Below are 24,757 nucleotides of genomic sequence, written 5' to 3' on the forward strand. Positions count from 1 at the left end.
AACACAAAATTAAATAGAGCAGAATAAAACGTCGGTGGGTTAGAATAATACATTGGCCATTAAACTTGTAATCCATACCTTATGCACATTGCTTTTCTTACGCCAGAATATCCTCATAAGCAAGTAGCTCACGCTGCGGGCATTGGCACAAGTATTAAAAACTTGGTAGTAGCTTTAGCTAAAGAAAAGATTAAGGTAACGGTGATTGTATATGGTCAGGCAGAAAATGCTCAACTTGACGAAGATGGAGTAACGATACATATTTTAAAATCAAAAAAATACCGATTTCTAGGCTGGTATTTGCATAGAAAATACATTCAGGATTATGTAAATGATTTGATAATCACCAAAAAGATTGATATTCTTGAAGCACCTGATTGGACAGGGATTACTGCTTTTATGAAACTAAAAGCGCCATTGGTAATTCGTTTTCATGGTAGTGATACCTATTTTTGTCATCTTGAAAAGCGCAAACAAAAATGGAAAAATTTTTGGTTCGAAAAGCAAGCTGTTAAAAAAGCCAAGGCGTTTATAGCTCCCACTGCTTACGCAGGAAGAGTATCTAAAGAATTATTTGGAATTAAAAACAAAACTGTAAAAACCATTCATTATGGATTGGCATTAGAAGATTTTCAAAATCCAAATCCAACACAATTTGAGAACGGACTGTTATTGTACATAGGCACTATTATTAGAAAAAAAGGAGTTCTGGAATTGCCTGCTATTTTCAATATCGTGCGTACGAAATTCCCAGAGGCCAAACTGGTTTTGATAGGCGGAGATGCATCTGATATAGCAACGGGAGCAACATCTACTTGGGAGTTATTGCAGCAAAGTTTTGACAGTGAAGACGTAAAAAACGTAACGTACTTAGGGAAAATACCGTATCAAGAAATCCAAAAACACATAAAACAAGCACAAGTATGCATTTTTCCTAGTTATGCAGAGACCTTAGGAATGGTGACAATTGAGTCTATGGCTTTGCAGAAACCTGTGGTAAATACCAATATTGGTTGGGCGCAAGAATTGATGGTGGATGCTGAAAGTGGTTTTTTAGTGCATCCAGCAGATCATCAACAATTTGCAAATCGTATTCTTACTGTTCTGGAGCAGCCGCAACTTGGTATTGAAATGGGTAAGAATGCTAGCATATATGTACAACAACATTTTGATATCGAAAAAATTGTAGTAGAGAATATTCAATTTTATAAATCAATTCTTAAGAAGTGATTATAGTATATCATAGAAATAGTAAAGTTACTGCCGTTGATGGAGTTTCGCCTTTGTTTTTTTCAAAGTTAAATAGAAGCAATATTTCGCACACATTATTTCTTATTGCTAGTGAAAATCCAAATGTAAAAATAGTTTGGTGTCATGAAAACGTGAAGAAAAAACTGAATCTAACAGCCTTAGATGCGCTTTCAAAGCATAAAAATGTGATGTTGAGTTACAAAGGAGCAGCAGATTTGCCTTTTCAAAATGTAGTAGGCTATATAGAGCAGTCTCCCTTTTTAAAAGTCAATCACACCGTTACCTATCCTACGTGGTGCATGAGTTCAACCGTGGGAGTGATACACGCCTCGGTACTAGAGCGCTATAAATCACAGCTTAAACCAGATGTCAATTTGGATTATTTTTTGTGTTCTATTGCAAAAACAGGAATGATCAAAGGCCTATTTTGTTATGCTGAACCACAATTATTACTTGATAATCAAGATGGAATTCCAGAAAAGCCTGTAAGTACGTTTACAGTGTTTAAGTTTGTGAGCCAGCATTTTAAAAAGCAATGGGTGTTCTTTTTATTTTTTATGGTGTTGATTCATGAAAAACGATTCGCTTTTTTTCCTCTTTTAAAGGCCTTGTTTTTTAAAAGTCGCTTGTATCTGAACCTTATTTTTGAGTCCTTAATGGCAGATGCTGCCCAAGATGCTCAAGAGTTGCCTTCTATTGATGTTATCATTCCTACTTTGGGAAGGAAAGCGTATTTATATGATGTACTTCTTGATTTGGCTGCCCAATCTCATTTGCCTGTACATGTAATTGTGATTGAGCAAAATCCTATTCCTGATAGTATTTCAGAACTAGAATATTTGCAAGAAAAAAACTGGCCTTTTGTTGTAAAACACGTCTTTACACATCAAACGGGAGCTTGCAATGCCCGAAATCTAGCTTTAGATCTAGTGGAAAGTGAGTGGGTATTTCTTGGGGATGATGACAACCGTTTTGGACAACATTTGATTCGGGATGTGTTACAAAACGCAACAAAGTATGGCTTAGAAGCTATAACTACTGCTTATTTGCAAGAGGGTGAAACTCAAATATTCAATACCATTCATCAATCCGGTATTTTTGGGTCGGGAAATAGTTTTGTAGCTGCGCCATCCTTAAAAAACATTCGATTTGATAAGGCATTAGAATTTGGTTATGGAGAGGATACTGATTTTGGTCTACAAATACGAAATTCAGGTTGTGATATTATTTATTTTCCCAGTTTAAAAATCACGCATCTCAAAGCATCGTCGGGAGGTTTTAGAACGCCACAGCCTCAATTATGGGAACAAGATTGCATTCACCCCAAACCATCACCTACTATATTGTATGTCTATTTAAAACATTTTACTTTAGAGCAATTAAAAGGTTTTAAGCTATTACTTTTTTTAAAGCTTCTAAAAAAAGAGCCCATTTTAAAGAGTATTCTTTTTGTTCGTAATTTTAATAAAAAATGGGAAAGAAGCATTTTTTGGGCACAAAAATTAAAAATGGGGCAACATGAGAATTAAATACACCTATGCTAAATTACTCAAAAGATGGGATGATTTTAAGCAGCATCCATTAACAAAAGATGATGTTTTGAAAGCTTTTTTTAGATATGTTTCATTCAATAGTATTCAAAGTTTACATCCTAAACCAAGACAATATGATTGGATTGATGGTTTGAAGTTTTATGCTCAAAAAGGAGATGCAGGTATTGTGGCAAATATTTATTATAAACTATTTGATTACGAAGATTCTATGTTTTTGTTGCATCATTTAAAACCGAATGAGCTGTTTATTGATGTTGGAGCAAATGTGGGACATTTTACTTTACTGGCTGCAGGAATATGTCAAGCAGATGTAATAGCTTTTGAACCAATACCATCCACTTTTGTAAAATTGAAAAAAAATATAGATTTAAATAATCTTTCGCAAAAAATCACAACATATAATATTGGAATAGGCGAAAAGGAATCCTTTTTGAATTTTACACAGCATAAGGGAGTCATGAATGCAGTTGCTTTAGAGCAGGAGTCAGGATATGTTACCGTTGAGGTAAAAAAACTCGATACAATTTTGGCTGATTTTGCCCCAACTTTTTTGAAAGTTGATGTTGAAGGTTATGAATATTTTGTTCTAAAAGGAGCAACAGCTATACTAAAGCGTGAAAGTCTCAAATATATTATTATTGAGTTAAACTCGTCTAATTTGAAATTTGGTAATACCAACCAACAAATATTTGAATTATTACTTTCTTTTAACTTTGTACCTATTCGATACGATGTGGAGAATAAAAAGTGTATTGAAATGGAGAGTTTTAACACGTTGACATTCAATACTATTTTCATTAAGAAAAGCAAATAATACAAATGCTAAAAATTTATACCAATCATCTGTTTATAACTCCTGAAAACCGCAAAGAAGTTTTTCCGTTGTTGTTTGATTTGTGTTATACAGATAATAGTATTTTGCATACCCTTTACGAGTTCGTATCAACTCTTGAAGCGTGTGATGTAGCAATAGTTCCAGTAAATTTGCGACGGTTTGGTACCCGTAATGATTTAAATCAATTTATTTCTGAGGCCCAAAAAAGGCGTAAAATAGTTTGGCTGTATTCTGGTGGAGATTTTGGACTAACATTAGACTCGGCTGTTCAAGTATTTAGAAACGGCGGTTTTCATTCTAAGTTACCAAGGGCTACTTTTATTTTGCCGTCTTTTATCAATGATCCCTTTCAAAATAAAGATCAAGTAGTAGCTGCTATTCCTAAAACTGCGTTGCCTCAAATAGGGTTTGTGGGACATGCAGCTAATTCAATTACTAAACAGTTAAAAGAATTAATTGGGTATTGTAAAAATAATTTAGATATCATTTTAAAGCGGGAACAAGCTGATTTTCAAAAGTTTTATCCTTCTAGTACAAAACGTTATCATTTTTTAAAACAATTATCAAAAAGTGAAAAAGTAGTAACTAATTTTATTTTGAGAAAAAATTATAGTGCTGGTGCAAAAACAGTTCAGGACAAAGCCATTGCAAGACAGGAATTTTTTGATAATATTGCTGCTAATCCGTACACGTTTTGCATGCGTGGAGCAGGAAATTTTTCGGTTAGGTTTTATGAAACGTTGGCCATGGGAAGGATTCCAGTAGTGGTTAACACGGATATTCGATTGCCTCTAGATGATCAAATTGATTGGAGTAAACATTGCGTAATGGTATCTGAGGAAAACATGATACAAGAGTTAGTCGCTTTTCATAAGGCTATATCGCCAAAAGATTTTATTCAAATGCAAATTGACAACCGTAATTTATGGCTGAATTTTTTAGAACGAGAAGCTTATTTTAGTACTATCTATGGTATTTTTAAAAATAAAATAAATGAAGTTTAGTCTCATTATATGTACTTACATGCGCCCACAAGCCGTGGTAAAACTGTTGCTATCTGTTGCGAAGCAGTCCCTTTATCCAGATGAAATTCTAATCATTGATGGGAGTGAGAACCAAGATACGGAAAATGCTATTGCACAACATGATTTTGCTAAGGTGGCTTATTACAAAGTAAGTGAATCAGAAAGAGGTTTGACAAAGCAAAGAAATTTTGGCATTCAAAAAAGTGATAGAAGTTCCCAAGTCATTTGTTTTCTGGACGATGATACCATACTTACTCCTAATTATTGCTTGGAAATCATTAAAACATTCAAAGAGGATGAAGGCCTTGTAGGAGTGGGAGGTATTGCAATGAACGAAAATAAATGGCAAGAAAAAAAACAGAATATTTCTTATCATCCTCATTATTTTTATCAATGGGAAAATTATGTTTATCCCGAGGGATTGCGCAATGTAGTTCGCAATTATCTGGGTTTGTCCTCTCCATTGCATCCCGGAAAAATGCCTAATTTCTCTCATGGTCGTACTTGTGGTTATCCACTAACGGGTAAAACTTATGATGCGGATTTGTTAATAGGCATGGCAATGTCCTTTCGGGCAAGTGTTTTTAAGGAGTTGCAATTTTCTACTTATTTTGAAGGATATGGCTTGTATGAAGATGCTGATTTCAGTTTGAGAGTTTTGCAATATGGCAGAAATGCTATCAATACAAAGGCTCAATTGCACCACTATCACGAACCTTATGGCCGGCCAAATCAATATAAATATGGTAAAATGGTTGTTCGAAACGGGTGGTACGTGTGGCGCGTGAAGAACCCAAATCCTAAAATCAAGGATAGGCTCAAATGGCATCTAATTACCGTTTTGTTATTGTGCATCAGAGGTACAAATTCTTTAAGGGGCAATGATAAAAAAGCCGCATTTTTAGAAACTATAGGAAGAGTTATTGGATGGATATCGGTTTTGTTTTCTCCGCCGCAAATACAAATTAAGGACTATGGAGGCCTTTAATATAATTGCAAAAGATTCGCTAAGAATTCCGTTGGCTTTTCGAATAAAAAAGCATTAAATTTGAATGCCGCAATTTACCCTACTGTATGCAAAAACACATTATTCATCCTGATACACATGCTAAATTAGTATCATCTACAAAAGATTTTTTTCATTTTGACGATGGCAGTCAGTTGCCTTTTTTTAATGGGATTCCAGTTCTTTTTGGATCACAATCTATGTTTTGTTACGAGGATATTTGCAAAGCCAAAGTGACTACTCAAAATGGGGCTCATTTAGACACCTCAAACCTGAAGAATTACATCCGTAGAAAAATGTTACCTGCTTTATGTGCTGATTTTAATATGGATCAGCGGTATACTGAACTAGCAAAAAGGTTGGCTAAAGGTAGCAAAGTGCTTATTGTAGGTGTGGGTGAAAAAGCTACTTATTATAAAAATATTTTTACTGATTGCGAGGTTATAACCACAGATGTTCATGCTACTTTCAAACCAGATTATATTTTTGATGGGCATTATATCCCGTTTGAGAATGCTTGTTTTGATCTTGTTTTGGCGGCACAAGTTATAGAGCATACTTTGCATCCGTGGCTTTTTTGTGAAGAGTTACAAAGGGTTACCAAAATAAATGGTTTTTTGCAAATAGAAGCTCCACAATCATTTCCATATCATGCTGAACCCTATGATTTTTTTAGATTTACTTTTACTGGTATGCGAAGTTTGTTTCGGGAATGTGCCGTTGTTACCTCTGAAATAACTGAGGGAAACGCAGCAAATGTAGCGGTTACGGTATCTAATTTTTTCATCAATACATCTTCTACTAGATGGGTAAGAAGTGCGTGGTTGTTAGTCACTAGATTGACATTAGGATGGATGAAATACCTAGATTGCCCGAAAGCTAATCTTACCAGACGATCCGTTTCAATGCCAAAAGGATATGCTTTTACTTTTAAAAAAGATTCTCAGCCCCGATCTTCAAAAGACTTATTAACGGAGTTTTATCAATTAAAAAAATGAGACTTCTTGTTATTACCCATGTTCCTCATGTTCATAAAGACGGGCGTTATTATGCCTATGCTCCTTATGTTAAAGAAATGAATTTGTGGTTAAAACATTGTGATACAGCTACTATTATTGCTCCTTTACAAAATCAAGCTCATAAAGTAATTGATGCTTTTTATGCACACAATAAATTACAATTTATACCTGTAGCACGTTTTGATGTGCTTCATTTTACGAGTACATTGCAGGCTTTTTTTAAAATTCCAAAAATTTGCATCCAGCTTTTTAAAGCAATGCAAAATGCAGATCATATTCATTTACGATGTCCTGGAAATATAGGAATGCTAGGCTGTATTGTTCAAATATTTTTTCCTAACACCCCAAAAACAGCTAAGTATGCAGGCAATTGGGATCCTAATCCAAAACAACCTTGGACGTATAGGTTGCAAAAGTGGATTTTGAATTCTACTTTCTGGACCAAGAACATGAATGTTTTGGTGTATGGTGAATGGAAAAACAACAGTTTAAATTGCAAACCTTTTTTTACGGCAAGTTATTCAGAAAACGAAATAGTTCCACTTGAACCATGGAGTCCAAATGCTGTCTTTACGTTTGTCTTTGTGGGTGCATTGGTACCGGGGAAAAATCCTCTTTACGCCATAAAACTTATCCAAAATTTATTACATCAAAATTGTAGTGTTACTTTAAAAATCTATGGTGACGGACCTTTAAAAGTTTCTTTAGAAGAGTATGTCAATACTAATTATTTGTCTCAATGGATTACTGTAATGGGAAATCAAAGTAGTGAAGTGGTAAAAAATGCCTATCAATCCAGTCATTTTGTGATATTACCTTCGAATAGTGAGGGTTGGCCCAAAGCCATTGCCGAAGGGATGTTTTGGGGTTGTATTCCACTGGCAACTGCAGTATCTTGTGTTCCAAATATGTTAGATTTTGGCAAAAGAGGAGTTTTGCTTACCATGCAATTAGAGCAGGATGGTAAAGAGATTTTTGCTCTTTTACAAGATGCAACTAAGCAAGAAACACAACGCAAAGCGGCAGCTGATTGGTCCAGAGCATATACCATAGAGCGTTTTGAAAACGAAATCCAATTGCTTTTACAACCATGAGAATCATACAACTCATAGATACACTTGCTGCTGGAGGCTCTGAACGAATGGCTGTGAATTATGCCAATGCGCTAAACACAAGAATTGATTTTTCGGGGATTGTATGCACGCGTCAGGAAGGACCATTGCGAGAGCATATTGAGTCTAAAACCGCTTATTTTTTTTTAAACAAAAAAAGAACCCTTGATTTTAAAGCTATTTGGGCTTTGCGCCAATATGTTGCTAAACATAATATTGAAGTTATTCATGCGCATAGTACCTCCTTCTTTTTAGCTTTTATTGTAAAACTGCTTCATCCTTCTTTGCAGTTGGTTTGGCACGATCACTATGGAGATAGTGAGTTTTTACCGGCTAGACCCACATTGGCGTTACGGTTAACCTTGCCCTTTTTTAGTGGGATTATCGCAGTAAACCAAAAATTAAAAAATTGGGCAGAAACTAAAGGGTTTAGTAATAATGTTATTTATTTAGAAAATTTTACTACGCCCCAAAAGCTCGAGCAAAGCATAAGTGAGTTAAATGGTGAAGTGGGAAAACGAATAGTATCTTTAGCTAATTTGCGGCTTCAAAAAAACCATGCTCTACTTTTAGAAGTTGCTGTATTAGTCAAGAATTCCCATCCTGACTGGACCTTTCATCTTGTAGGTAAAGATTTTAATGATAATTATTCGAATGATTTAAAAAAAAATATTGTAGCCCTTAATCTTGAGCAAACCGTTTTTATCTATGGAACTAGAAGTGATGTTTCAAATGTTTTAGACCAAGCGACAATTGGGATATTGACTTCATCTTCAGAAGGGCTACCTCTTGCTTTGTTAGAATATGGTAGCGTAGGCATGGCTACCGTTGTTACTAATGTGGGGGAAAATGGAGCTGTAATTAAAGATGGTGAAAATGGGTATCTCGTAGTTCAAAATTCAAAAAGATTCTATGAAAAACTGCTGATTTTGATGCAGGATGAGGTAAAACGAACTACATTTGGCTCAAAGCTGAAAAATACCGTTCATACGAACTTCTCAGAGGAGCATGTTATTTCGCGTTATTTAAGTTGGTTGGAAAAGCACAATAAATGAAAAAAGACGATAAGACCTATTTGTTTTTAATTCTCCTGCATGCCGTACTAGGTATGTTGGTTTTTATAGCTCCTTTTGTGGCCAAATTGTATGGATACGCTGTGTTTTTTTTAGGAATTTATTATATTGTTAAAAAACAAAATGCAAATAATGAATGCTTGCAAGTTGCTGCTTATGTAGTAGGTAGTGAAATAATTTTAAGAATGACCGGAGGGAATATATCCTATGAATTTTCAAAATATGAGGTCATTATTTTTTTGTTTTTGGGAATGTATTTTAAGGGGTTTTCTCGTTCTGCTTTCCCGTATTGGTTTTTTTTATTCCTTCTTATTCCCGGTATAATCATGTCTACTTTTGTACTGAATTTCAATACGAATATAAAAAATGCAATCGGATTTAATATTTCGGGACCTATTTGTTTGGCATTTGCTTCTTTGTATACCTATCGCAGAAGAATAAGTTTGGCTCAAATGAATTCAATCCTTCTTTGTGTTGGATTACCTATTGTGAGTTGCACTGTTTATCTTATTTTTTATACACCCAATGTTCGGGACGTTATAACAGGAACCCAATCCAGTTTTGAAACATCGGGGGGATTTGGGCCGAATCAAGTTGCTACTTTTTTAGGTTTAGGAATGTTTATCTTTTTTTCAAGAATTATTTTAGAATCAAAAAATACTTTTTTGGTTGTACTTAATTTGATAATTGCCTTGAATATTGGGTATAGGGGAATGGTTACTTTTTCAAGAGGAGGTATGATTACTGGTTTTTTTATGATTGTTATGTTGTTATTGTTCTTATACTTCAAATCAAATAGTACAGGGAAAGTTAAATTAAGTTATATGTTCATTATTATAGCATTCGCTATGATGGCCATTTGGTCTTACTCTTCTTATCAAACGGGTGGACTTATTGATAAACGTTATGCCAATCAAGATGCTGCAGGAAGAGCAAAACAAAGTCAGTTTACAGGAAGAGAAGATGTGGCTCAAAATGAAATCAATATGTTTTTTAAAAATCCGATTCTTGGCGTAGGTGTAGGAAAGGGAGTGGAGATTAGGGAGCAGGAAATAGGCATTAAAGTTGTATCTCATGATGAAATAACTAGAATGCTTGCTGAGCATGGATCCTTAGGACTCATAGGATTATTAATTTTGATTATCACACCCTTTGTTTTGTTTGTAGAAAACAAGTTTAACATGTATTTAATTTGTTTTGTAGTATTTTGGTTTCTGACCATTAATCACGCAGCCATGCGTACTGCCGCACCTGCGTTTATTTATTCTTTGGCACTGTTAAATGTGCAACTACGTCCTTCGTCAAGAGACGAAACACAATAAAGTGCGTGTTACATCATAGTTGCTATTTCATACTGTTCTTTAATGTTGTAGTATTATTTTGCTTTTTTTGAGTTACTATATTTGTTAAAAAAATACGGATTTTCTAAAATTATTTGCTCTTAAAAGTAGTATCTTGCAGTACCAATCATAAATACCACTTATGTTTTCCATTGGCAAAATACACTTTGAAATTTCGGAACGTAAGTTAATTTTACGACTTTTTGACGTTCTGTTTGTTTTAACAGCCTTATATCTATTGGGTCAGTTTTTGGTGTTTGATTATTTTAGTATTTCAACAACTAATTATTATTGGACAATAGTCCTTGCAGTGTACATCAATTTCTTTGGTACCATTTTCGAAATGTACAACTTGCAGATAGCAAGCAATCAATTTCAAGTTTTAAAAAGTACTTTAATTACCGCCTCTGTTACTGCGTTAGTATATCTGTTAACACCTTTTTTCTCGCCTGTTTTACCAAGTAGTAGGCTTCAAATCTTATTGTTTTTCAGTGTTACTTTCCTCTCTTTATATTCTTGGCGCATCTTGTATGTTATTTTTTTAGCCTCTACTAGATTTTATCAAAATGCAATTTTAATTTGTGACCAAAAACGAGTTCAAGAACTTATAGAGGGTCTTGAAGATATAGACCCACATTATAAAATTTTAGGGTATGTCAATGTTTCACAACCTGATACAGAAAGTAAACATTACAACTATGTGCCTGAAATCACGGCGAATGATCTATTGCAATTTGTCAAAGAAAATAAAGTATCCGAAATTGTTGTGTCTACACATCATGAAGAGGGCATGGATACTATCTTGTATCAAAATTTACTTCATGTTTTAGAGTCGGGAACAGTAATTAGAGAATACACTCAAGTTTACGAAAGTAAAACCCAGCGTATCCCTATTCAGTACATGGAAAAAGATTTTTACCGCTGTTTTCCTTTTAGTCGAAGCAACCATAACAAGTTGTATTTATTAATTGTGAGATTCTGTGAAATTGCAATTGCTTTGTTAGGTGTTTTTATTGGTTTGTGTTTGATTCCATTTTTATGGATAGGAAATAGTTTGGGTAACAAAGGGAGATTGTTTTATTTTCAAGAACGAGTGGGCAAAAATGGTATTGTTTTTCAAATCTTGAAATTCCGTACGATGATTGAAAATGCCGAAAAAGACGGAGCCGTTTTCACTACCATAAATGATTGTCGAGTAACAGCTTTTGGAAAATTTTTAAGAAAAACAAGAATTGATGAATTCCCACAGTTTATCAACATTATCAAAGGCGATATGTCAGTAATAGGTCCACGTCCAGAACGTCCTGTTTTTGTCAAAGAAATTGGGACTATCATGCCTTTCTATGATACTCGTCATATTATTAAACCAGGACTAACCGGTTGGGCACAAGTTAATTATTCCTATGGCGATACCATATCAGATAGTGTTATAAAGTTGCAATATGACTTATACTACATCAAACACCGTAGTATCTATCTTGATCTTAATATAGTTTTTAAAACCATTACAACCGTTTTGTTTTATCGCGGTCAGTAAATTATATTTATCATTGAACACTTAGATAATAATTGGAATTCTACGTTTGTTTTGGATGGCAATTCTCACTAAAATGATTCCAGAAGTTACAAGTAATGGCAACACAAGAATAAGATGAACTTTGTTGATCATTATTACCAGATAAACCAGTAAGCAAAGGAAGTTAAAAAGAGCAAGTCTATAGATCCCTCTTTTATTTTTTCTCCAAAAAAAGAATAAAAATCCAAGTAGCGTAGGATTAAAAAGCAAAATATTATAATTATTTGCTAGTTCAAGATGCAAGGAATAGAACCATGCAAAAGTGATAAATAATCCAATACAAGCCATTATACTCAAGAAAAATAAATTTATAAATCGCTTGTTGAGTAACACTATAAAAAAAAGTAAAGCGAAATAAGTGTAAGGATTGTTCCAGTAGGAAAACGGAGCTTCCTTGTTAAGTGAAAGCAGTGTTTTAGTTTCTGATACAATTGGGTTATTTTGATATTGAATTTTCTTCAAGCTTTCCAATAATTGAAAGGGTAAAAAAAGCTGTGTGCCTTGCTGATCTACTTTGGTTCCAAAAATGATACTTGTTCCCAGTTTTTCATAAAAGTGATTTTGAAAATAGGGAAACAAAATAGCTCTGTATGTCTCGTCTTGGTGGGATTTATTTACAATTAGTTTCGTTTTGAGCGTTTTATTGATCATGTCAACCACCATTGAGGTGCAGTTCTTGTCTATGAATTTATAAGTATAATAACTAGATCCTGATGTAAGAGACTGGTTTAATGCATCAAACAAATCTTGTTTTTGGACGTTAGCAAGTTGTAATTCTTGTTCAATAACAGCCCTTTCTTCATACTGATATTGAGATAAAAATTCGGGAAATGTATGGACTGCAGCAAAATATTGCAAGTCTCCTTTTACAAATTTCATAACAAAATTTGGGGTTTGAAAATCAAATGCACCATAGTTGTAAACCAAATCCAATGCGTTTGCAGGATCTTGTATTCTCAATGCTGTGTGACCAAAAAGGGAATACGATTCATTTCCTGTTCCACAAGTAATTACACTTACTTTAGAACTATTTGATAATAAAGTTTTTTGACTGAAAACCCATTGCGATACGATTAAAAAACAAAGTATAAGTGCATTTTTTTTAACCATTGATGCTAGCATGTTCATGTAGTTTAGTTGGATTTGTAGTAATGAAACAGAAAACAAATATAAAAATAATAAGCTTTGACCTCTTTATTTTTGTTCAAAACAAACTTGAAAACCTTTTTAAAATTAATAATCTATCAAGAAATTTTAATTTCTAAAAATGCTTAAGTCAACCTTTAAGGAAAAGATATTAGAATATAACGCGGTACTTTGATTACCAATATCTGTCAAAGCATAATCTATTTGGATGCCTTTGTACTTGAATCCTAATCCCACATTAGGCTGAAAACCTACTTTTTCACTGCCGTCAAGTTGCATTACGTTTTGAAAATTCCCCATTCCTGTTCTGATAAAAACCAAATCGGTATAGCCAAATTCTAGTCCTACAGCAGGATCTATACTAATGCCATCTGTTGAAATCAAATCATTTGTTTTAGCAAATCGCATGTTCATATTAACCGCTGCTTCAATACTGTAATCATATCTAAATATGAATTTTTTAGCCAATCCTACTTGGATTTTTGGTGCGGTAATTTCGGCGCTTTCGGGTAATTCTTGGTTTTCACCTGGAATAGCATTTGCAATTTTTTGGTATTCCTTTTCATTGATATCCCAAACGTTGTAAGTAGTAGTAATGTCTCGGAGCATTAAGCCAAATTGCCAATTGTTTTTTTCAAATTGTATTCCAGCATCAAAACCAAAACCCCAAGAATTTGCAAATTTTCCTATGATACGCCGAATTATTTTCGCATTAATCCCATATTGAAATCCGGGCACGGGTAGCTTTCGAGCATACGAAAAGGTAAAACCATAATCAGCTGTTGAAAATAAGCTGATTCTATTGTAGTCAATATTTCCTTCGCTATCAATAAGTTCAGTGGTGTTTAAAATATCATCTACCCCAAAACGGATCAAAGAAACTCCCCATGCACAGCGCTCATCAATAGGACTCGCATAGGCTAGATAATCGTATTGGGCAATATTGGCAAAATAATTGGCATGCATAAATGAGACTTGATGATCCTCAAGAGCTACAAGACCCGCAGGATTCCAGTATCCAGAGTTCACGTCTTTTGTAGAAGCAACAACAGTATTTGATCGGCCTAATGCCGCAGCATCTACTCCAATATTCATGAACTCGTTAGAATATTTCCGAACAGTTTGACTACTAGCAACGGTACTTATGCAAAGTGTAATTATGAAAAGACTTTTTTTCAAGTATATGGTTTTTTATGTAGTGCTATTTTTTTTCAAAAATAGAATTTTTTAATGAGCTTCATGCTATTAGTAAATTGAATTATAACGCTATAACGATTGTAAAAGTATAGTTCTCCAATTATAAAGCTATATAATAGAATTCTTTTGTGCCAATTTTAAATGTATGAATTAAAAAAAAACGTGTATTTCATAGACTTATTGTACTAAATTTGTCCTATTAATTTATAACGCTCCACAGATGATGCTTAAAAAACACATTCCTAATATTATCACATTACTCAATCTTTTTTCTGGTTGTATTGCGCTTGTTTTTGCTTTTCATCAAGATTTTAAAATGGCGTTCTTTTTTGTATGCCTCGGGATTTTTTTAGATTTTTTTGATGGTTTTTTTGCCCGTTTGTTCAATGTCTCTAGTCCATTAGGTTTACAACTTGATTCATTGGCAGATATGGTTACGAGCGGTGTAGTACCAGCAGTGGTTATGTATCACATGATGATTAGTAATTTAAGTACTGCGGCAGCTGCACCATGGCAGTATTTCCCTTATTTAGGTTTTATAATTGCACTAGGTTCTTGCTATAGATTGGCTAATTTCAATATAGACACCCGTCAATCCGATTCTTTTATAGGACTTCCCACTCCAGCAAATGCGCTTTTTATTTTAAGTTTACCTCTTGTTTTAGCAAATACCGATTCCTTAATTGTAATTGAATTGCTAACTAACGATTGGTTTTTATTAGTAATAACACTATTAAGTGCTTTCATGCTTAATGCTGAGATTCCACTGTTTTCATTGAAAATTAAAAAATTTAGTTTCAAAGAAAATAAATTACAAATACTATTCTTAGCAGTTTCCCTTTGTCTTATGCTATTTTTTGGGTTTCTGGGAATTCCGTTATTAATTACTTTCTATATCCTTCTTTCTGTAATCCAAAATAAATTTTTACAAAAGTAATTTTTGTAATGAGAAAAAAAGTCAGCACAAGAAAGCATTCATACAATAGAACGACGACTAGAAAAACGAAGCGTTCTAAAAGTAATCTTTTTTGGTGGTTTTTAGTTGTTTGTTTCTTGGGTGTGATTTTATATCTGGGCTATCATTACAGAGGAGGTCTTGCGTATTATTTAGGATTTAAATCCAATAAAATAAATTCCCAAACTGCCGAAGAAAAACGAATTTCAGACATTAGAAATGTGCAGGTCCTTGAAAAAAGCAACGGAAAAAGTGTGGGTATAGATGTTTCTGAATACCAAGGAAAAATAAGTTGGTCTTATGTCGATACGTTAGAGCAGCAATATCCGATTCAGTTTGTATTTATAAGAGCCACGGTAGGAAAAGATCGAAAGGATAGAAAATTTAATCAAAATTGGGCTGGTGCCAAAAAAAATAAAATGATCCGAGGAGCCTATCATTATTACCGTCCCAATGAAAATTCTATAGAGCAAGCCCGACTTTTTATAAAGACCGTCACCCTACAAAAGGGAGATTTGCCTCCAGTGGTTGACCTTGAAAAACTTCCAAAAAACCAATCCATTCAAAATTTAAAACTTGGTTTGAGAAGGTGGTTACAGGCCGTAGAAGCGCATTATCAAGTAAAACCGATCATTTACACGGGAGAACGTTATTACGATGATTTTTTGAAAGAGGAATTTAGTGACTATCTTTTTTGGATAGCCAATTACAATTTTTATAGAGAAGAAATGAAAGACAATTGGTTGTTTTGGCAATTTACAGAGAAAGCTTCGGTACCGGGAATAAAAGGGAATGCAGACGTAAATATTTACAACGGCGATTTGCAACAATTACAACACATTACCCTAGAAGAGTAACAGTAAAGGCACACTAATTTTATTGCCGAAATTAAAATTCTAACTTTCTTTTTCTCAATTCAAAATTTTGTCCAAGATACACTCTACGTACCATTTCGTCCTCTACTAATTCTTCGGGAATTCCAGCTTTAAGAATACCGCCTTCAAACATTAAGTAGGTTTTGTCAGTAATAGCAAGAGTTTCTTGTACGTTGTGATCAGTTATTAAGATACCAATATTTTTGTTTTTCAATTGCGCTACTATCCTTTGAATATCCTCTACCGCTACTGGATCAACCCCTGCAAAAGGTTCATCAAGCAAAATAAATTTTGGGTCGGTGGCCAAACATCTTGCAATTTCGGTTCTGCGTCGTTCTCCACCCGAAAGTAAATCACCACGGTTTGTGCGAATGTGTTCTAAACTAAATTCTTCAATTAAACTTTCCATTTTAGCTTCTTGTTCTGCCTTAGAAAGTTTAGTCAATTGCAAAACACTGAGAATGTTATCTTCAATACTTAGTTTTCTAAAAACGGATGCTTCTTGAGCAAGATATCCTATGCCTTGCTGTGCACGCTTGTACATAGGATAGTCAGTAATGTTCAAGTCATCTAGAAATATATTTCCCGAATTGGGTTTAACCAATCCTACTATCATGTAAAAAGATGTAGTTTTTCCAGCTCCATTGGGTCCTAGTAAGCCTACAATTTCTCCTTGATTTACCTCTACAGAAATCCCTTTTACAACACTTCTTCCTTTGTATGTTTTAATTAAATTTTCGGCTCTTAATTGCATTTAAGTTATCAGTTTAATGAGTTTGTAGTTTAATTTGAAATGTGCACTTTCAAACAATTGGGTATAATGATAGTTTTTTATTGAATATACAACTTTAGGTTTTGCTAATGCTTTTATTTAGCATCGTTTTCTTCTAGTGCTTCCCAAAATTCATAAGCTCTACGCAAATGAGGAACAACAATAGTACCACCCACAAGGGTAGCAATTCCCATAGCTTCCATCATTTCTTCCTTAGTAACGCCTTCTTTGTGACTTGTTTCTAAATGGTATTTAACGCAATCATCGCAACGTAATACAGCAGATGCTACAAGACCTAGTAGTTCTTTTGTTTTTACATCTAGTGCTCCAGCAGCGTAAGCATTGGTGTCAAGATTAAAAATTCTTTTTACAATTTTATTGTTGTCTGCTAGTAATTTTTCGTTCATTTTTGAACGGTACTCATTGAATTCTTGAATGATATCAGCCATTTTGTTTGTTTTGATTTTTTACTACTATTTTCGATATTAAAATACTTGCTTCATAAATGATTAGCATAGGTATGGTAACTATAATTTGACTTACAACATCTGGAGGTGTTACAATTGCTGCCACAACAAGAATGATAATGACGGCGTATTTCCAATATTTTCTTAAAAACTCAGGCGTTACAAGGCCTACCTTAGTTAAGAAATAAATTATTATGGGTAACTCAAAAAACAGGCCACAAGCTATGACACTTGTTTTTACCATGCCGATATAAGAATCTATGCTAAACTGGTTGATAACTACGGTACTTACTGTAAAAGTAGCAAAGAAGTTAACAGACATTGGAACTATTACGTAATATCCAAAAAGAACACCTATAAAAAATAGCATAGAAGAAGAAAAAATAAACAATTTAGCATGCTTTTTTTCTGATTCATACAAGGCAGGACTGATGAATTTCCAGACTTCCCAAAGAATAAAAGGGAAGGAAAGGATGAAACCCGCTGTGATACAAGACCAAATAAGTACATTTATTTGTCCCTCCATATTTGTGTTTTGGATAATAAACGGCATTTCTTTAACACAAATCAAATCGGAATAGCCCAGCTGACTGGATAAATCACAAAAGAATCGATACGTTATAAAATCAGCTTTAGTAGGGCCAAAAATAATGACGTCAAATATATAATCACTAATTAAAAATGCAACCGTAGCTAGTATCAATACTGCTATAGTGCTGCGCACCAACAACCATCTCAACTCTTCTAGATGGTCCAAAAACGACATTTCGTTTAGATTTTTTTTTGCCATTATACGATTCCTTCTTTTAAAATGTCATGTAAATGCAATACTCCCTTGTAGACTCCTTGATCAACTACTACAAGTTGGGTAATAGCAAAATCTTCCATGGTGTTTAATGCGTCTACTACCATAGCTTCGGATGTCGTGATTTTAGGATTTTTAGTCATTATGTCACTGGCCGTTAGTTCCGTAAAGGTATCCCTTTCGTTCAACATTCTACGTATGTCACCATCAGTAATTATTCCTATGACAATCTCATTCTCTACAACAGCTGTAACACCCAAGCGTTTTTCTGAAATTTCAAAAATAACTTTTTTTATAGAGGCATCTGCGGATACTGCTGGCTTTAAACTGTGTTCCAGCATGTCTTTTACACGCAGTAATAATTTTTTGCCTAGTGCACCTCCAGGATGGTAAACCGCAAAATCCTCCGGTTTAAAATTCCTAAATTCCATTAAGCATACCACAAGAGCATCTCCCATTACAAGTTGTGCGGTTGTGCTGTTTGTTGGGGCAAGATTATTAGGACAAGACTCGGAATCAATAGTGGTGTTTAATACAAAATCAGATCCTTTTGCTAAGAATGATGATGTATTTCCTGTGATTGCAATCAATGTGTTTCCAAAACGTTTTAATAACGGAACGAGCACTTTTATCTCGGGACTGTTGCCGCTTTTTGAAATACAAATAATCGCATCTTCATGTTGTATCATGCCTAAATCTCCATGAATAGCCTCTGCAGCGTGTAAAAACAAAGAAGGTGTCCCTGTAGAATTGAATGAAGCTACCATTTTTTGAGCAATGATAGCGCTTTTCCCTATTCCAGTAACGACTAATCTCCCTTTTGAATTGTAGATTGAGTTTACAGCATTTACGAAGTTTTCGTCCAGATAATCAGTGAGTTTTGCTATTGATTGACTTTCAGATAAAATGGTTTTTTTGGCACTAGCCAATATATTTTCTTTTGAATTCAAAACAGAATAATTAAAATTTGTAAGTGTAAAAGAAATTTGTACCTTTAGATATTGCAAATTTATACAAAATACCACGTAATAAAGAATGAATTCAAACGAAATTGACATACACAAAGAATTAAAGAAGCATTTTGGCTTTAGCCAATTTAAGGGATTGCAAGAGCAAGTGATTAAGAGCATCCTAAATCAGCAAAATACATTTGTGATTATGCCTACTGGTGGAGGAAAGTCACTTTGTTACCAATTGCCAGCTTTAATTCAAGAGGGAACTGCAATCGTGGTTTCGCCTCTTATTGCATTAATGAAGAACCAAGTAGATGCAATACGAAGCCTTTCTTCAGAGAATGGTATTGCGCATGTATTGAATTCATCGTTAAATAAAACGGAGATTACTCAGGTAAAAAAAGATATTTCATCAGGCTTAACCAAGCTTTTGTATGTGGCTCCCGAGTCTTTAACAAAAGAAGAATATGTGACTTTTTTAAAAAGTGTCACCATTTCATTTGTTGCCATTGATGAAGCGCACTGCATTTCAGAATGGGGTCATGATTTTAGACCCGAGTATAGAAATCTAAAACACATCATCAAGCAATTGGGTGATGTACCTATTATAGGACTTACGGCTACGGCTACGCCAAAAGTACAAGAGGATATCTTGAAAAATTTGGATATGTCTGATGCGACAACTTTTAAAGCCTCGTTCAACAGACCTAATTTATATTACGAAGTACGTACAAAGACAAAAAATATAGAGTCGGACATCATTCGATTTATAAAACAACACAAAGGAAAATCAGGTATTATTTATTGCTTAAGCCGTAAAAAAGTAGAGGCAATTGCCGAAGTTTTGCAGGTTAATGGTATATCAGCTGTTCCCTACCATGCGGGTCTAGATGCTAAAACTAGAGCCAAACACCAAGACATGTTTTTGATGGAAGATGTTGATGTAGTGGTGGCTACTATTGCTTTTGGGATGGGTATCGATAAGCCCGATGTTCGGTTTGTAATTCACCATGACATCCCTAAATCACTTGAAAGTTATTATCAAGAAACGGGTCGCGCGGGTCGTGATGGAGGAGAAGGACACTGCCTAGCCTACTATTCTTATAAAGATGTAGAAAAACTCGAGAAATTCATGTCTGGAAAACCTGTTGCTGAACAAGAGATAGGTTTTGCATTGTTGCAAGAAGTTGTGGCTTATGCTGAAACGTCTATGTCTAGACGAAGGTTTTTATTGCATTATTTTGGGGAAGAGTTTGATGAAGTAACCGGCGAAGGTGCTGATATGGATGATAATGTACGTAATCCTAAAACAAAAGTTGAAGCCAAAGATCAAGTTATACAGCTCTTGCAAGTTGTTCGGGACACCAAACATTTGTATAAATCAAAAGAAGTTGTTTTTACATTAATAGGGCGTGTTAACGCCGTAATTAAAGCACATAGAACCGATACGCAATCTTTTTTTGGTTGTGGTTCAAATCACGATGAAAAGTACTGGATGGCATTATTAAGACAGGTCTTAGTAGCAGGATTTTTGTCTAAAGATATTGAAACCTACGGTATTGTAAAAGTCACAAACAACGGATTGAGCTACCTTGAAAATCCGCACTCTTTCATGATGTCTGAAGATCATGAATACAATGAAACGGTTGATGAAGCTATAGTAACAGCCGCAAAATCAACTGGTGTTGCTGATGAGATTTTAATGGGGATGCTACGAGATTTACGTAAAAAAGTGGCCAAAAAAATTGGCGTACCACCATTTGTAGTATTTCAAGATCCTTCTCTAGAAGATATGGCTTTAAAGTATCCTATAACACAAGATGAGATGATAAACATTCATGGAGTGGGTGAGGGTAAAGCTAAAAAATACGGAAAAGATTTCTTAGAATTGATAAGTCGCTATGTTGAAGACAACGATATTGTAAGACCAGAAGATTTAGTAGTTAAATCAACCGGAGTAAACTCTGTAAATAAGTTATACATTATTCAAAACATAGATAGAAAATTATCCTTAGATGATATTGCCTCTGCCAAGGGGATAAATATGGATGCTTTATTAAAAGAAATGGAGCAGATTGTTTACTCAGGGACTAAGTTGAATATTAAGTATTGGATTGACGAAATGCTTGATGAGGATCAACAAGAGGAGATTCACGATTATTTTATGGAATCAGAATCTGATAATATTGAGGCTGCGCTAAAAGAATTTGATGGAGATTATGATTTGGATGAATTACGATTAATGCGCATTAAATTTATTAGTGAAGTAGCTAATTAAATTCAGAAGACATGGCTCCAATTAATCTATATTTATGGTGTTAAGTATTGTTATTCCAACATTCAATGAAGCTCAAGTGATCGCAAGTACGATACAAATGCTGCATGAAAATTTGGTTGGAAAGCAATATGAAATAATCATTTCTGACGGAGGTAGTTCAGATGATACGGTAACTTTAGCCACTAAAATGAGAGCTAAAGTTGTAGTTTCTCCCCAAAAAGGAAGAGCAGGTCAAATGAATTTTGGAGCAAGCCAAGCGTTAGGAGATATCTACTTTTTTCTTCATGCGGATTGTGTACCTACGACTCGTTTTTATGATTTGATCAAACACGCACTTTCTCAAGGGTATAACTGCGGAAGTTTCCGTACCGAGTTTGATTGTTCGAGTACTTTACTAAAAATTAATGCCTTTTTTACTCGTTTTAATTATTTATTTTTTCGCGGAGGTGATCAAGGTGTTTTTGTAACCAAAGACCTTTGGAATACAGTAGGAACTTATAAAGAAGACATGTTCATCATGGAAGATTATGATTTTATTGCACGATTGTGGAAGCAAGGAAAGTTTAAATTGATTCCGAAAGCCACTCTAGTATCTGCAAGAAAGTATGATGAAAATTCATGGCTGAAAGTACAACTAGCAAATTTAAAAATTGTTCGAATGTATAAAAGAGGTGCTTCACAAATGGAGATGGTTACTACTTATAAACAACTTTTAAGCTACCGTAAAAATGCGTTTTGATTCAAAAATAGTATGGATTACTGGAGCTTCATCAGGAATCGGGAAAGAATTGGCAATCCAATTATCAAATCTTGGTGCTACTTTAATTTTGACTTCATCAAATGCCATACTATTAAATCATCTACGAGTGGAACTACATTCGACCAAAGTACATGTTTTACCTTATGATTTGTTCGATTTAGACGGAATTCCAACTCTAGTTGAGCAAGCTTTAGCCTTTGAAGGATCAATTGATTACGTCATTCAAAGTGCGGGTATAAGTCAGCGTGCTATGGCAGAAGATACTGATATTACGGTGTACAAGAAATTAATGGACATCAATTATTTTGCTCCTTTGGCAATAACTCAAGCTATTTTGCCACATTTTAAAATGAAAAATAGTGGAAACATAACTGTGATTAGCAGTATTGCAGGACTTATTGGTTTTCCATTGCGGACGGGTTATGCAGCATCAAAACATGCTGTAAAAGGCTACTTTGAAACCTTGCAATGCGAGTTGTATAAAACCAAAACTACCATTTCTATCGTATATGCAGGAAGGATAAATACCAATATTTCTAAAAATGCTTTAATCGGTAACGGACAGCAATATGGCTCAACCGATGCCAATAATAAAGTAGGTATGGAAGTAGATGTTTGTGCTAGGAAAATTATTAGAGGGATATACAAAGGTAAAAAGACAATAATTATTGTTAAGGCAGAACGAATTTTATTCTGGTTGTGGTGGTTTTTTCCATCGTTGTACTATAAAATTGCGCATGCCAAAGGTCTAGAAAATTAACAACATCACATATATGCATCAATTTTTGTCAGGAATTCAACAAGTGGGAATTGGTGTTTGTAATGCTACAAAGGCTATGCACACTTACAAACATCTTTTTGGGATGGATGTTTTAATTTTTGATGATGAGGCGAAAGCCAGTTTGATGACTCAGTACACAGGAAATGAAGTGCGCAAGCGTCGCGCTATCTTGACGATGAACTTACAAGGAGGCGGTGGATTTGAGATTTGGCAATTTCAAGATAGAGCTCCTCAAAAAGGTGTAAAAGTACAACTTGGACACATTGGTATTAATGCCGCGATATTAAAAACTCATAACATTTTGCAATCCCATAATCGTCTTTCAAAAATAGAAGGATTAGTGGTTTCAAAAATGGAAATTGGACTTGACCAAAAGTCTTTTTTTTATGTTACCGATAGCGATGATAATCTTTTTAAAATTATTCCATCAGAAGATTGGTTTCAAAAGAAAGAGTATGATTTAGGTGGTGTTGTAGGTACTGTTATAGGAGTGCGTAATATGCAAAAATCGTTAGATTTTTACAAAAATATACTTGGGATTGACACTGTGTTATATAATGATGTACGTGTTGAAAACAATCAAAAGTTTCATATAATCGGTCTTTCTAAGAAAGCAACGGGTAAAGGTGCTTTCAATAAATTATTAGGAGATGTAACCTTAGAATTAGTGCAAATTTTAGATACAAAAGCACCTAAAATTTACGAAAATAGATTTTGGGGAGATTGTGGATTTATTCATCTTTGTTTTGATGTAGTAGCAATGGATGCTTTGAAAGCGCATGTCATAGAGCAGGGATTGCATTTTTCTGTAGACAGCAATAACACTTTTGCTATGGATAATGCATCGGGACGCTTTTGCTATATTGAAGATCCTGATGGAACACTAATTGAACTGGTAGAAACGCACAAAGTTCCCATTTTAAAGAAAATAGGTTGGTACCTCGATCTTAGAAAGCGCAATCAAGAAAAACCCTTGCCAGATTGGATGATAAAAATGCTCGCTTTGAGTAAAGTTAAGTAATTAGTAGCTTTTATAGCTTTTGTAAAACCAAGCACTTATTGGCATTACAAAGAAAAGGAGTAAACCCATTAGTAGGTTGAAGCAAAATGTTACTACTGCTGAAAGTAGAAATACAATTAAAGGATATAAAAGTAACAGCATTCCAAACAAAATGGAGTCATAGAATACAGAATTTTTTGTTTTTTTGCCGGTGATTTTTTTTAAGATCCAATAGATCCAATAATTAGAGAGAAATCCAATTAAAGCTGGAAATGCTATTACAACTTTCAATAATCGTGAATGCCATTTTGGGTTCGGTTTTAATAATTTTATATCTGATAAATCTTCTTTTACAACCATATTATTTAAAATATTCTTCTTTAACAAGGTGTTGAATGTATTGTAAAAAATAGATTCTTTTGCTTGATCAATATGGTGTACTCCAAAACAAAGATTGAAATTGATTTCAACCTCTTTAGGATTTTTATGAAACGAAGAGTAATTGATATTGGTTGGTTGAATTCTTAAATTTAACAAGCCATCTTGCAGTGCCATGAAAGCTAATCGCGCCGTACCTTTTTTAAGAGGTCTTAAATTCCATTCGTTTATACAAATACCTTCTGAGAAAATTAAAATGGTTTTATTTTCGTGTAATAAATCGAGACAAGTTTTGAATGTATCTTCGTTTTTATTCAAATTTTGTTTGCCTTCGCTCAATCTATAAATAGGGATTAGGTGTAAAGCGCGTAAAAAATTTGCAACAATTGGATTTTTAAAGGCATCACCACGTGCTAAAAAATAAATAGGCTCAGGGTAATGAACCGCTATGATGATAGCATCAAAAAAAGAGTTGGGATGGTTGCTTGCAATAAGGGTTGGTTCCTTTTTACCTCTATTTCCATGAAAACGGGCTATGGTCTTTTTGCAATATAATTTTAATGCTAAAGATGCTGCTATTTTAAATAGTGTATACAAATT

The 24,757-nt window shown here is 34.2% G+C and carries 23 protein-coding genes; 16 read left to right on the forward strand and 7 right to left on the reverse strand.

The genetic code is table 11. The features are described 5' to 3' along the window. Positions 1–81 precede the first annotated feature (81 nt). The 10 genes from IQ05_RS11340 (at position 82) to IQ05_RS11385 (ending at position 11,751) form a co-directional block, all read left to right on the forward strand. Positions 82–1,230, forward strand: coding sequence for a glycosyltransferase family 4 protein (locus tag IQ05_RS11340; protein WP_144893042.1), 1,149 nt, complete (start codon positions 82–84; stop codon positions 1,228–1,230). Then, complete coding sequence (locus IQ05_RS11345) at positions 1,227–2,780, forward strand: glycosyltransferase family 2 protein (protein WP_144893045.1); 1,554 nt, start codon at positions 1,227–1,229, stop codon at positions 2,778–2,780. The genes IQ05_RS11340 and IQ05_RS11345 overlap by 4 nt, the downstream gene beginning before the upstream one ends. Then, positions 2,770–3,618, forward strand: coding sequence for an FkbM family methyltransferase (locus IQ05_RS11350; RefSeq protein WP_144893047.1), 849 nt, complete (start codon positions 2,770–2,772; stop codon positions 3,616–3,618). Before IQ05_RS11345 ends, IQ05_RS11350 begins: the two co-directional genes overlap by 11 nt. A gap of 5 nt (positions 3,619–3,623) precedes the next feature. Further along, on the forward strand, positions 3,624–4,643 hold the full coding sequence (locus IQ05_RS11355) for an exostosin domain-containing protein (protein ID WP_144893049.1): 1,020 nt from the start codon (positions 3,624–3,626) through the stop codon (positions 4,641–4,643). Beyond that, positions 4,633–5,652, forward strand: coding sequence for a glycosyltransferase family 2 protein (locus IQ05_RS11360; protein ID WP_144893051.1), 1,020 nt, complete (start codon positions 4,633–4,635; stop codon positions 5,650–5,652). Before IQ05_RS11355 ends, IQ05_RS11360 begins: the two co-directional genes overlap by 11 nt. Positions 5,653–5,738: 86 nt before the next feature. Next, positions 5,739–6,668 carry a methyltransferase domain-containing protein gene (locus IQ05_RS11365; protein ID WP_144893053.1) on the forward strand — a complete coding sequence of 310 codons (930 nt, stop codon included), beginning with the start codon at positions 5,739–5,741 and terminating at the stop codon, positions 6,666–6,668. Then, on the forward strand, positions 6,665–7,783 hold the full coding sequence (locus IQ05_RS11370) for a glycosyltransferase family 4 protein (RefSeq protein WP_144893055.1): 1,119 nt from the start codon (positions 6,665–6,667) through the stop codon (positions 7,781–7,783). The genes IQ05_RS11365 and IQ05_RS11370 overlap by 4 nt, the downstream gene beginning before the upstream one ends. Then, positions 7,780–8,856, forward strand: coding sequence for a glycosyltransferase (locus IQ05_RS11375; protein ID WP_144893057.1), 1,077 nt, complete (start codon positions 7,780–7,782; stop codon positions 8,854–8,856). The genes IQ05_RS11370 and IQ05_RS11375 overlap by 4 nt, the downstream gene beginning before the upstream one ends. Further along, a complete protein-coding gene (locus IQ05_RS11380) occupies positions 8,853–10,196 on the forward strand; it encodes an O-antigen ligase family protein (RefSeq protein WP_144893059.1) in 1,344 nt (447 codons plus the stop codon). Before IQ05_RS11375 ends, IQ05_RS11380 begins: the two co-directional genes overlap by 4 nt. A 160-nt stretch (positions 10,197–10,356) precedes the next feature. After that, a complete protein-coding gene (locus tag IQ05_RS11385) occupies positions 10,357–11,751 on the forward strand; it encodes an exopolysaccharide biosynthesis polyprenyl glycosylphosphotransferase (protein WP_144893061.1) in 1,395 nt (464 codons plus the stop codon). Positions 11,752–11,772: 21 nt separating this feature from the next. Here IQ05_RS11385 and IQ05_RS11390 read toward each other — a convergent pair whose 3' ends face one another. After that, a complete protein-coding gene (locus tag IQ05_RS11390; protein ID WP_144893337.1) occupies positions 11,773–12,912 on the reverse strand; it encodes a lipoprotein N-acyltransferase Lnb domain-containing protein in 1,140 nt (379 codons plus the stop codon). A 132-nt stretch (positions 12,913–13,044) separates the two neighbouring features. After that, positions 13,045–14,115: a putative type IX sorting system protein PorV2 gene (locus tag IQ05_RS11395; RefSeq protein ID WP_449404243.1), complete on the reverse strand. Its 1,071-nt coding sequence runs from the start codon at positions 14,113–14,115 to the stop codon at positions 13,045–13,047. A 238-nt stretch (positions 14,116–14,353) separates the two neighbouring features. On the opposite strand from IQ05_RS11395, the gene IQ05_RS11400 reads away from it, so the two are divergent. Continuing rightward, a complete protein-coding gene (locus IQ05_RS11400) occupies positions 14,354–15,070 on the forward strand; it encodes a CDP-alcohol phosphatidyltransferase family protein (protein ID WP_144893063.1) in 717 nt (238 codons plus the stop codon). Positions 15,071–15,078: 8 nt separating this feature from the next. Further along, complete coding sequence (locus tag IQ05_RS11405; protein ID WP_144893065.1) at positions 15,079–15,945, forward strand: glycoside hydrolase family 25 protein; 867 nt, start codon at positions 15,079–15,081, stop codon at positions 15,943–15,945. A gap of 31 nt (positions 15,946–15,976) precedes the next feature. On the opposite strand, the gene lptB is transcribed toward IQ05_RS11405, so the two are convergent. From lptB to IQ05_RS11425, 4 genes are all read right to left on the reverse strand, one after another. Continuing rightward, positions 15,977–16,717: an LPS export ABC transporter ATP-binding protein gene (gene lptB / locus IQ05_RS11410; RefSeq protein ID WP_086452666.1), complete on the reverse strand. Its 741-nt coding sequence runs from the start codon at positions 16,715–16,717 to the stop codon at positions 15,977–15,979. Between the two features lie 113 nt (positions 16,718–16,830). Continuing rightward, positions 16,831–17,184, reverse strand: coding sequence for a carboxymuconolactone decarboxylase family protein (locus IQ05_RS11415; RefSeq protein WP_144893068.1), 354 nt, complete (start codon positions 17,182–17,184; stop codon positions 16,831–16,833). Beyond that, positions 17,177–17,992: a twin-arginine translocase subunit TatC gene (gene tatC / locus IQ05_RS11420; protein WP_144893070.1), complete on the reverse strand. Its 816-nt coding sequence runs from the start codon at positions 17,990–17,992 to the stop codon at positions 17,177–17,179. Before tatC ends, IQ05_RS11415 begins: the two co-directional genes overlap by 8 nt. Further along, entirely contained in the window at positions 17,992–18,957 is a 966-nt protein-coding gene (locus tag IQ05_RS11425) for a KpsF/GutQ family sugar-phosphate isomerase (RefSeq protein WP_167496942.1), read from the reverse strand. The genes tatC and IQ05_RS11425 overlap by 1 nt, the downstream gene beginning before the upstream one ends. 85 nt (positions 18,958–19,042) lie before the next feature. On the opposite strand from IQ05_RS11425, the gene recQ reads away from it, so the two are divergent. From recQ to IQ05_RS11445, 4 genes are read left to right on the forward strand one after another with little or no spacing between them, the layout of a single operon-like run. Beyond that, positions 19,043–21,238 carry a DNA helicase RecQ gene (gene recQ, locus IQ05_RS11430; RefSeq protein WP_144893072.1) on the forward strand — a complete coding sequence of 732 codons (2,196 nt, stop codon included), beginning with the start codon at positions 19,043–19,045 and terminating at the stop codon, positions 21,236–21,238. A 34-nt stretch (positions 21,239–21,272) separates the two neighbouring features. Next, complete coding sequence (locus IQ05_RS11435) at positions 21,273–21,977, forward strand: TIGR04283 family arsenosugar biosynthesis glycosyltransferase (protein WP_144893074.1); 705 nt, start codon at positions 21,273–21,275, stop codon at positions 21,975–21,977. Continuing rightward, entirely contained in the window at positions 21,967–22,758 is a 792-nt protein-coding gene (locus IQ05_RS11440; protein ID WP_144893076.1) for an SDR family oxidoreductase, read from the forward strand. The genes IQ05_RS11435 and IQ05_RS11440 overlap by 11 nt, the downstream gene beginning before the upstream one ends. 13 nt (positions 22,759–22,771) lie before the next feature. Continuing rightward, complete coding sequence (locus IQ05_RS11445) at positions 22,772–23,800, forward strand: VOC family protein (RefSeq protein WP_144893078.1); 1,029 nt, start codon at positions 22,772–22,774, stop codon at positions 23,798–23,800. On the opposite strand, the gene IQ05_RS11450 is transcribed toward IQ05_RS11445, so the two are convergent. Further along, a complete protein-coding gene (locus IQ05_RS11450) occupies positions 23,801–24,754 on the reverse strand; it encodes a 1-acyl-sn-glycerol-3-phosphate acyltransferase (protein ID WP_144893080.1) in 954 nt (317 codons plus the stop codon). Positions 24,755–24,757 lie beyond the last annotated feature (3 nt).

The organism is Flavobacterium tiangeerense, from assembly GCF_007830355.1.
Classification (GTDB): domain Bacteria; phylum Bacteroidota; class Bacteroidia; order Flavobacteriales; family Flavobacteriaceae; genus Flavobacterium; species Flavobacterium tiangeerense.

Excerpts from the sequence above, each read along its gene's own strand:
- IQ05_RS11340 (WP_144893042.1), top strand. The coding sequence starts at position 82 with ATGCACATTGCTTTTCTTACGCCAGAATATCCTCATAAGCAAGTAGCT.
- IQ05_RS11350 (WP_144893047.1), top strand. The coding sequence starts at position 2,770 with ATGAGAATTAAATACACCTATGCTAAATTACTCAAAAGATGGGATGAT.
- IQ05_RS11355 (WP_144893049.1), top strand. The coding sequence starts at position 3,624 with ATGCTAAAAATTTATACCAATCATCTGTTTATAACTCCTGAAAACCGC.
- IQ05_RS11360 (WP_144893051.1), top strand. The coding sequence starts at position 4,633 with ATGAAGTTTAGTCTCATTATATGTACTTACATGCGCCCACAAGCCGTG.
- IQ05_RS11365 (WP_144893053.1), top strand. The coding sequence starts at position 5,739 with ATGCAAAAACACATTATTCATCCTGATACACATGCTAAATTAGTATCA.
- IQ05_RS11370 (WP_144893055.1), top strand. The coding sequence starts at position 6,665 with ATGAGACTTCTTGTTATTACCCATGTTCCTCATGTTCATAAAGACGGG.
- IQ05_RS11375 (WP_144893057.1), top strand. The coding sequence starts at position 7,780 with ATGAGAATCATACAACTCATAGATACACTTGCTGCTGGAGGCTCTGAA.
- IQ05_RS11380 (WP_144893059.1), top strand. The coding sequence starts at position 8,853 with ATGAAAAAAGACGATAAGACCTATTTGTTTTTAATTCTCCTGCATGCC.
- IQ05_RS11385 (WP_144893061.1), top strand. The coding sequence starts at position 10,357 with ATGTTTTCCATTGGCAAAATACACTTTGAAATTTCGGAACGTAAGTTA.
- IQ05_RS11390 (WP_144893337.1), bottom strand. The coding sequence starts at position 12,912 with ATGCTAGCATCAATGGTTAAAAAAAATGCACTTATACTTTGTTTTTTA.
- IQ05_RS11400 (WP_144893063.1), top strand. The coding sequence starts at position 14,354 with ATGATGCTTAAAAAACACATTCCTAATATTATCACATTACTCAATCTT.
- IQ05_RS11405 (WP_144893065.1), top strand. The coding sequence starts at position 15,079 with ATGAGAAAAAAAGTCAGCACAAGAAAGCATTCATACAATAGAACGACG.
- lptB (WP_086452666.1), bottom strand. The coding sequence starts at position 16,717 with ATGCAATTAAGAGCCGAAAATTTAATTAAAACATACAAAGGAAGAAGT.
- IQ05_RS11415 (WP_144893068.1), bottom strand. The coding sequence starts at position 17,184 with ATGGCTGATATCATTCAAGAATTCAATGAGTACCGTTCAAAAATGAAC.
- tatC (WP_144893070.1), bottom strand. The coding sequence starts at position 17,992 with ATGGCAAAAAAAAATCTAAACGAAATGTCGTTTTTGGACCATCTAGAA.
- recQ (WP_144893072.1), top strand. The coding sequence starts at position 19,043 with ATGAATTCAAACGAAATTGACATACACAAAGAATTAAAGAAGCATTTT.
- IQ05_RS11435 (WP_144893074.1), top strand. The coding sequence starts at position 21,273 with ATGGTGTTAAGTATTGTTATTCCAACATTCAATGAAGCTCAAGTGATC.
- IQ05_RS11440 (WP_144893076.1), top strand. The coding sequence starts at position 21,967 with ATGCGTTTTGATTCAAAAATAGTATGGATTACTGGAGCTTCATCAGGA.
- IQ05_RS11445 (WP_144893078.1), top strand. The coding sequence starts at position 22,772 with ATGCATCAATTTTTGTCAGGAATTCAACAAGTGGGAATTGGTGTTTGT.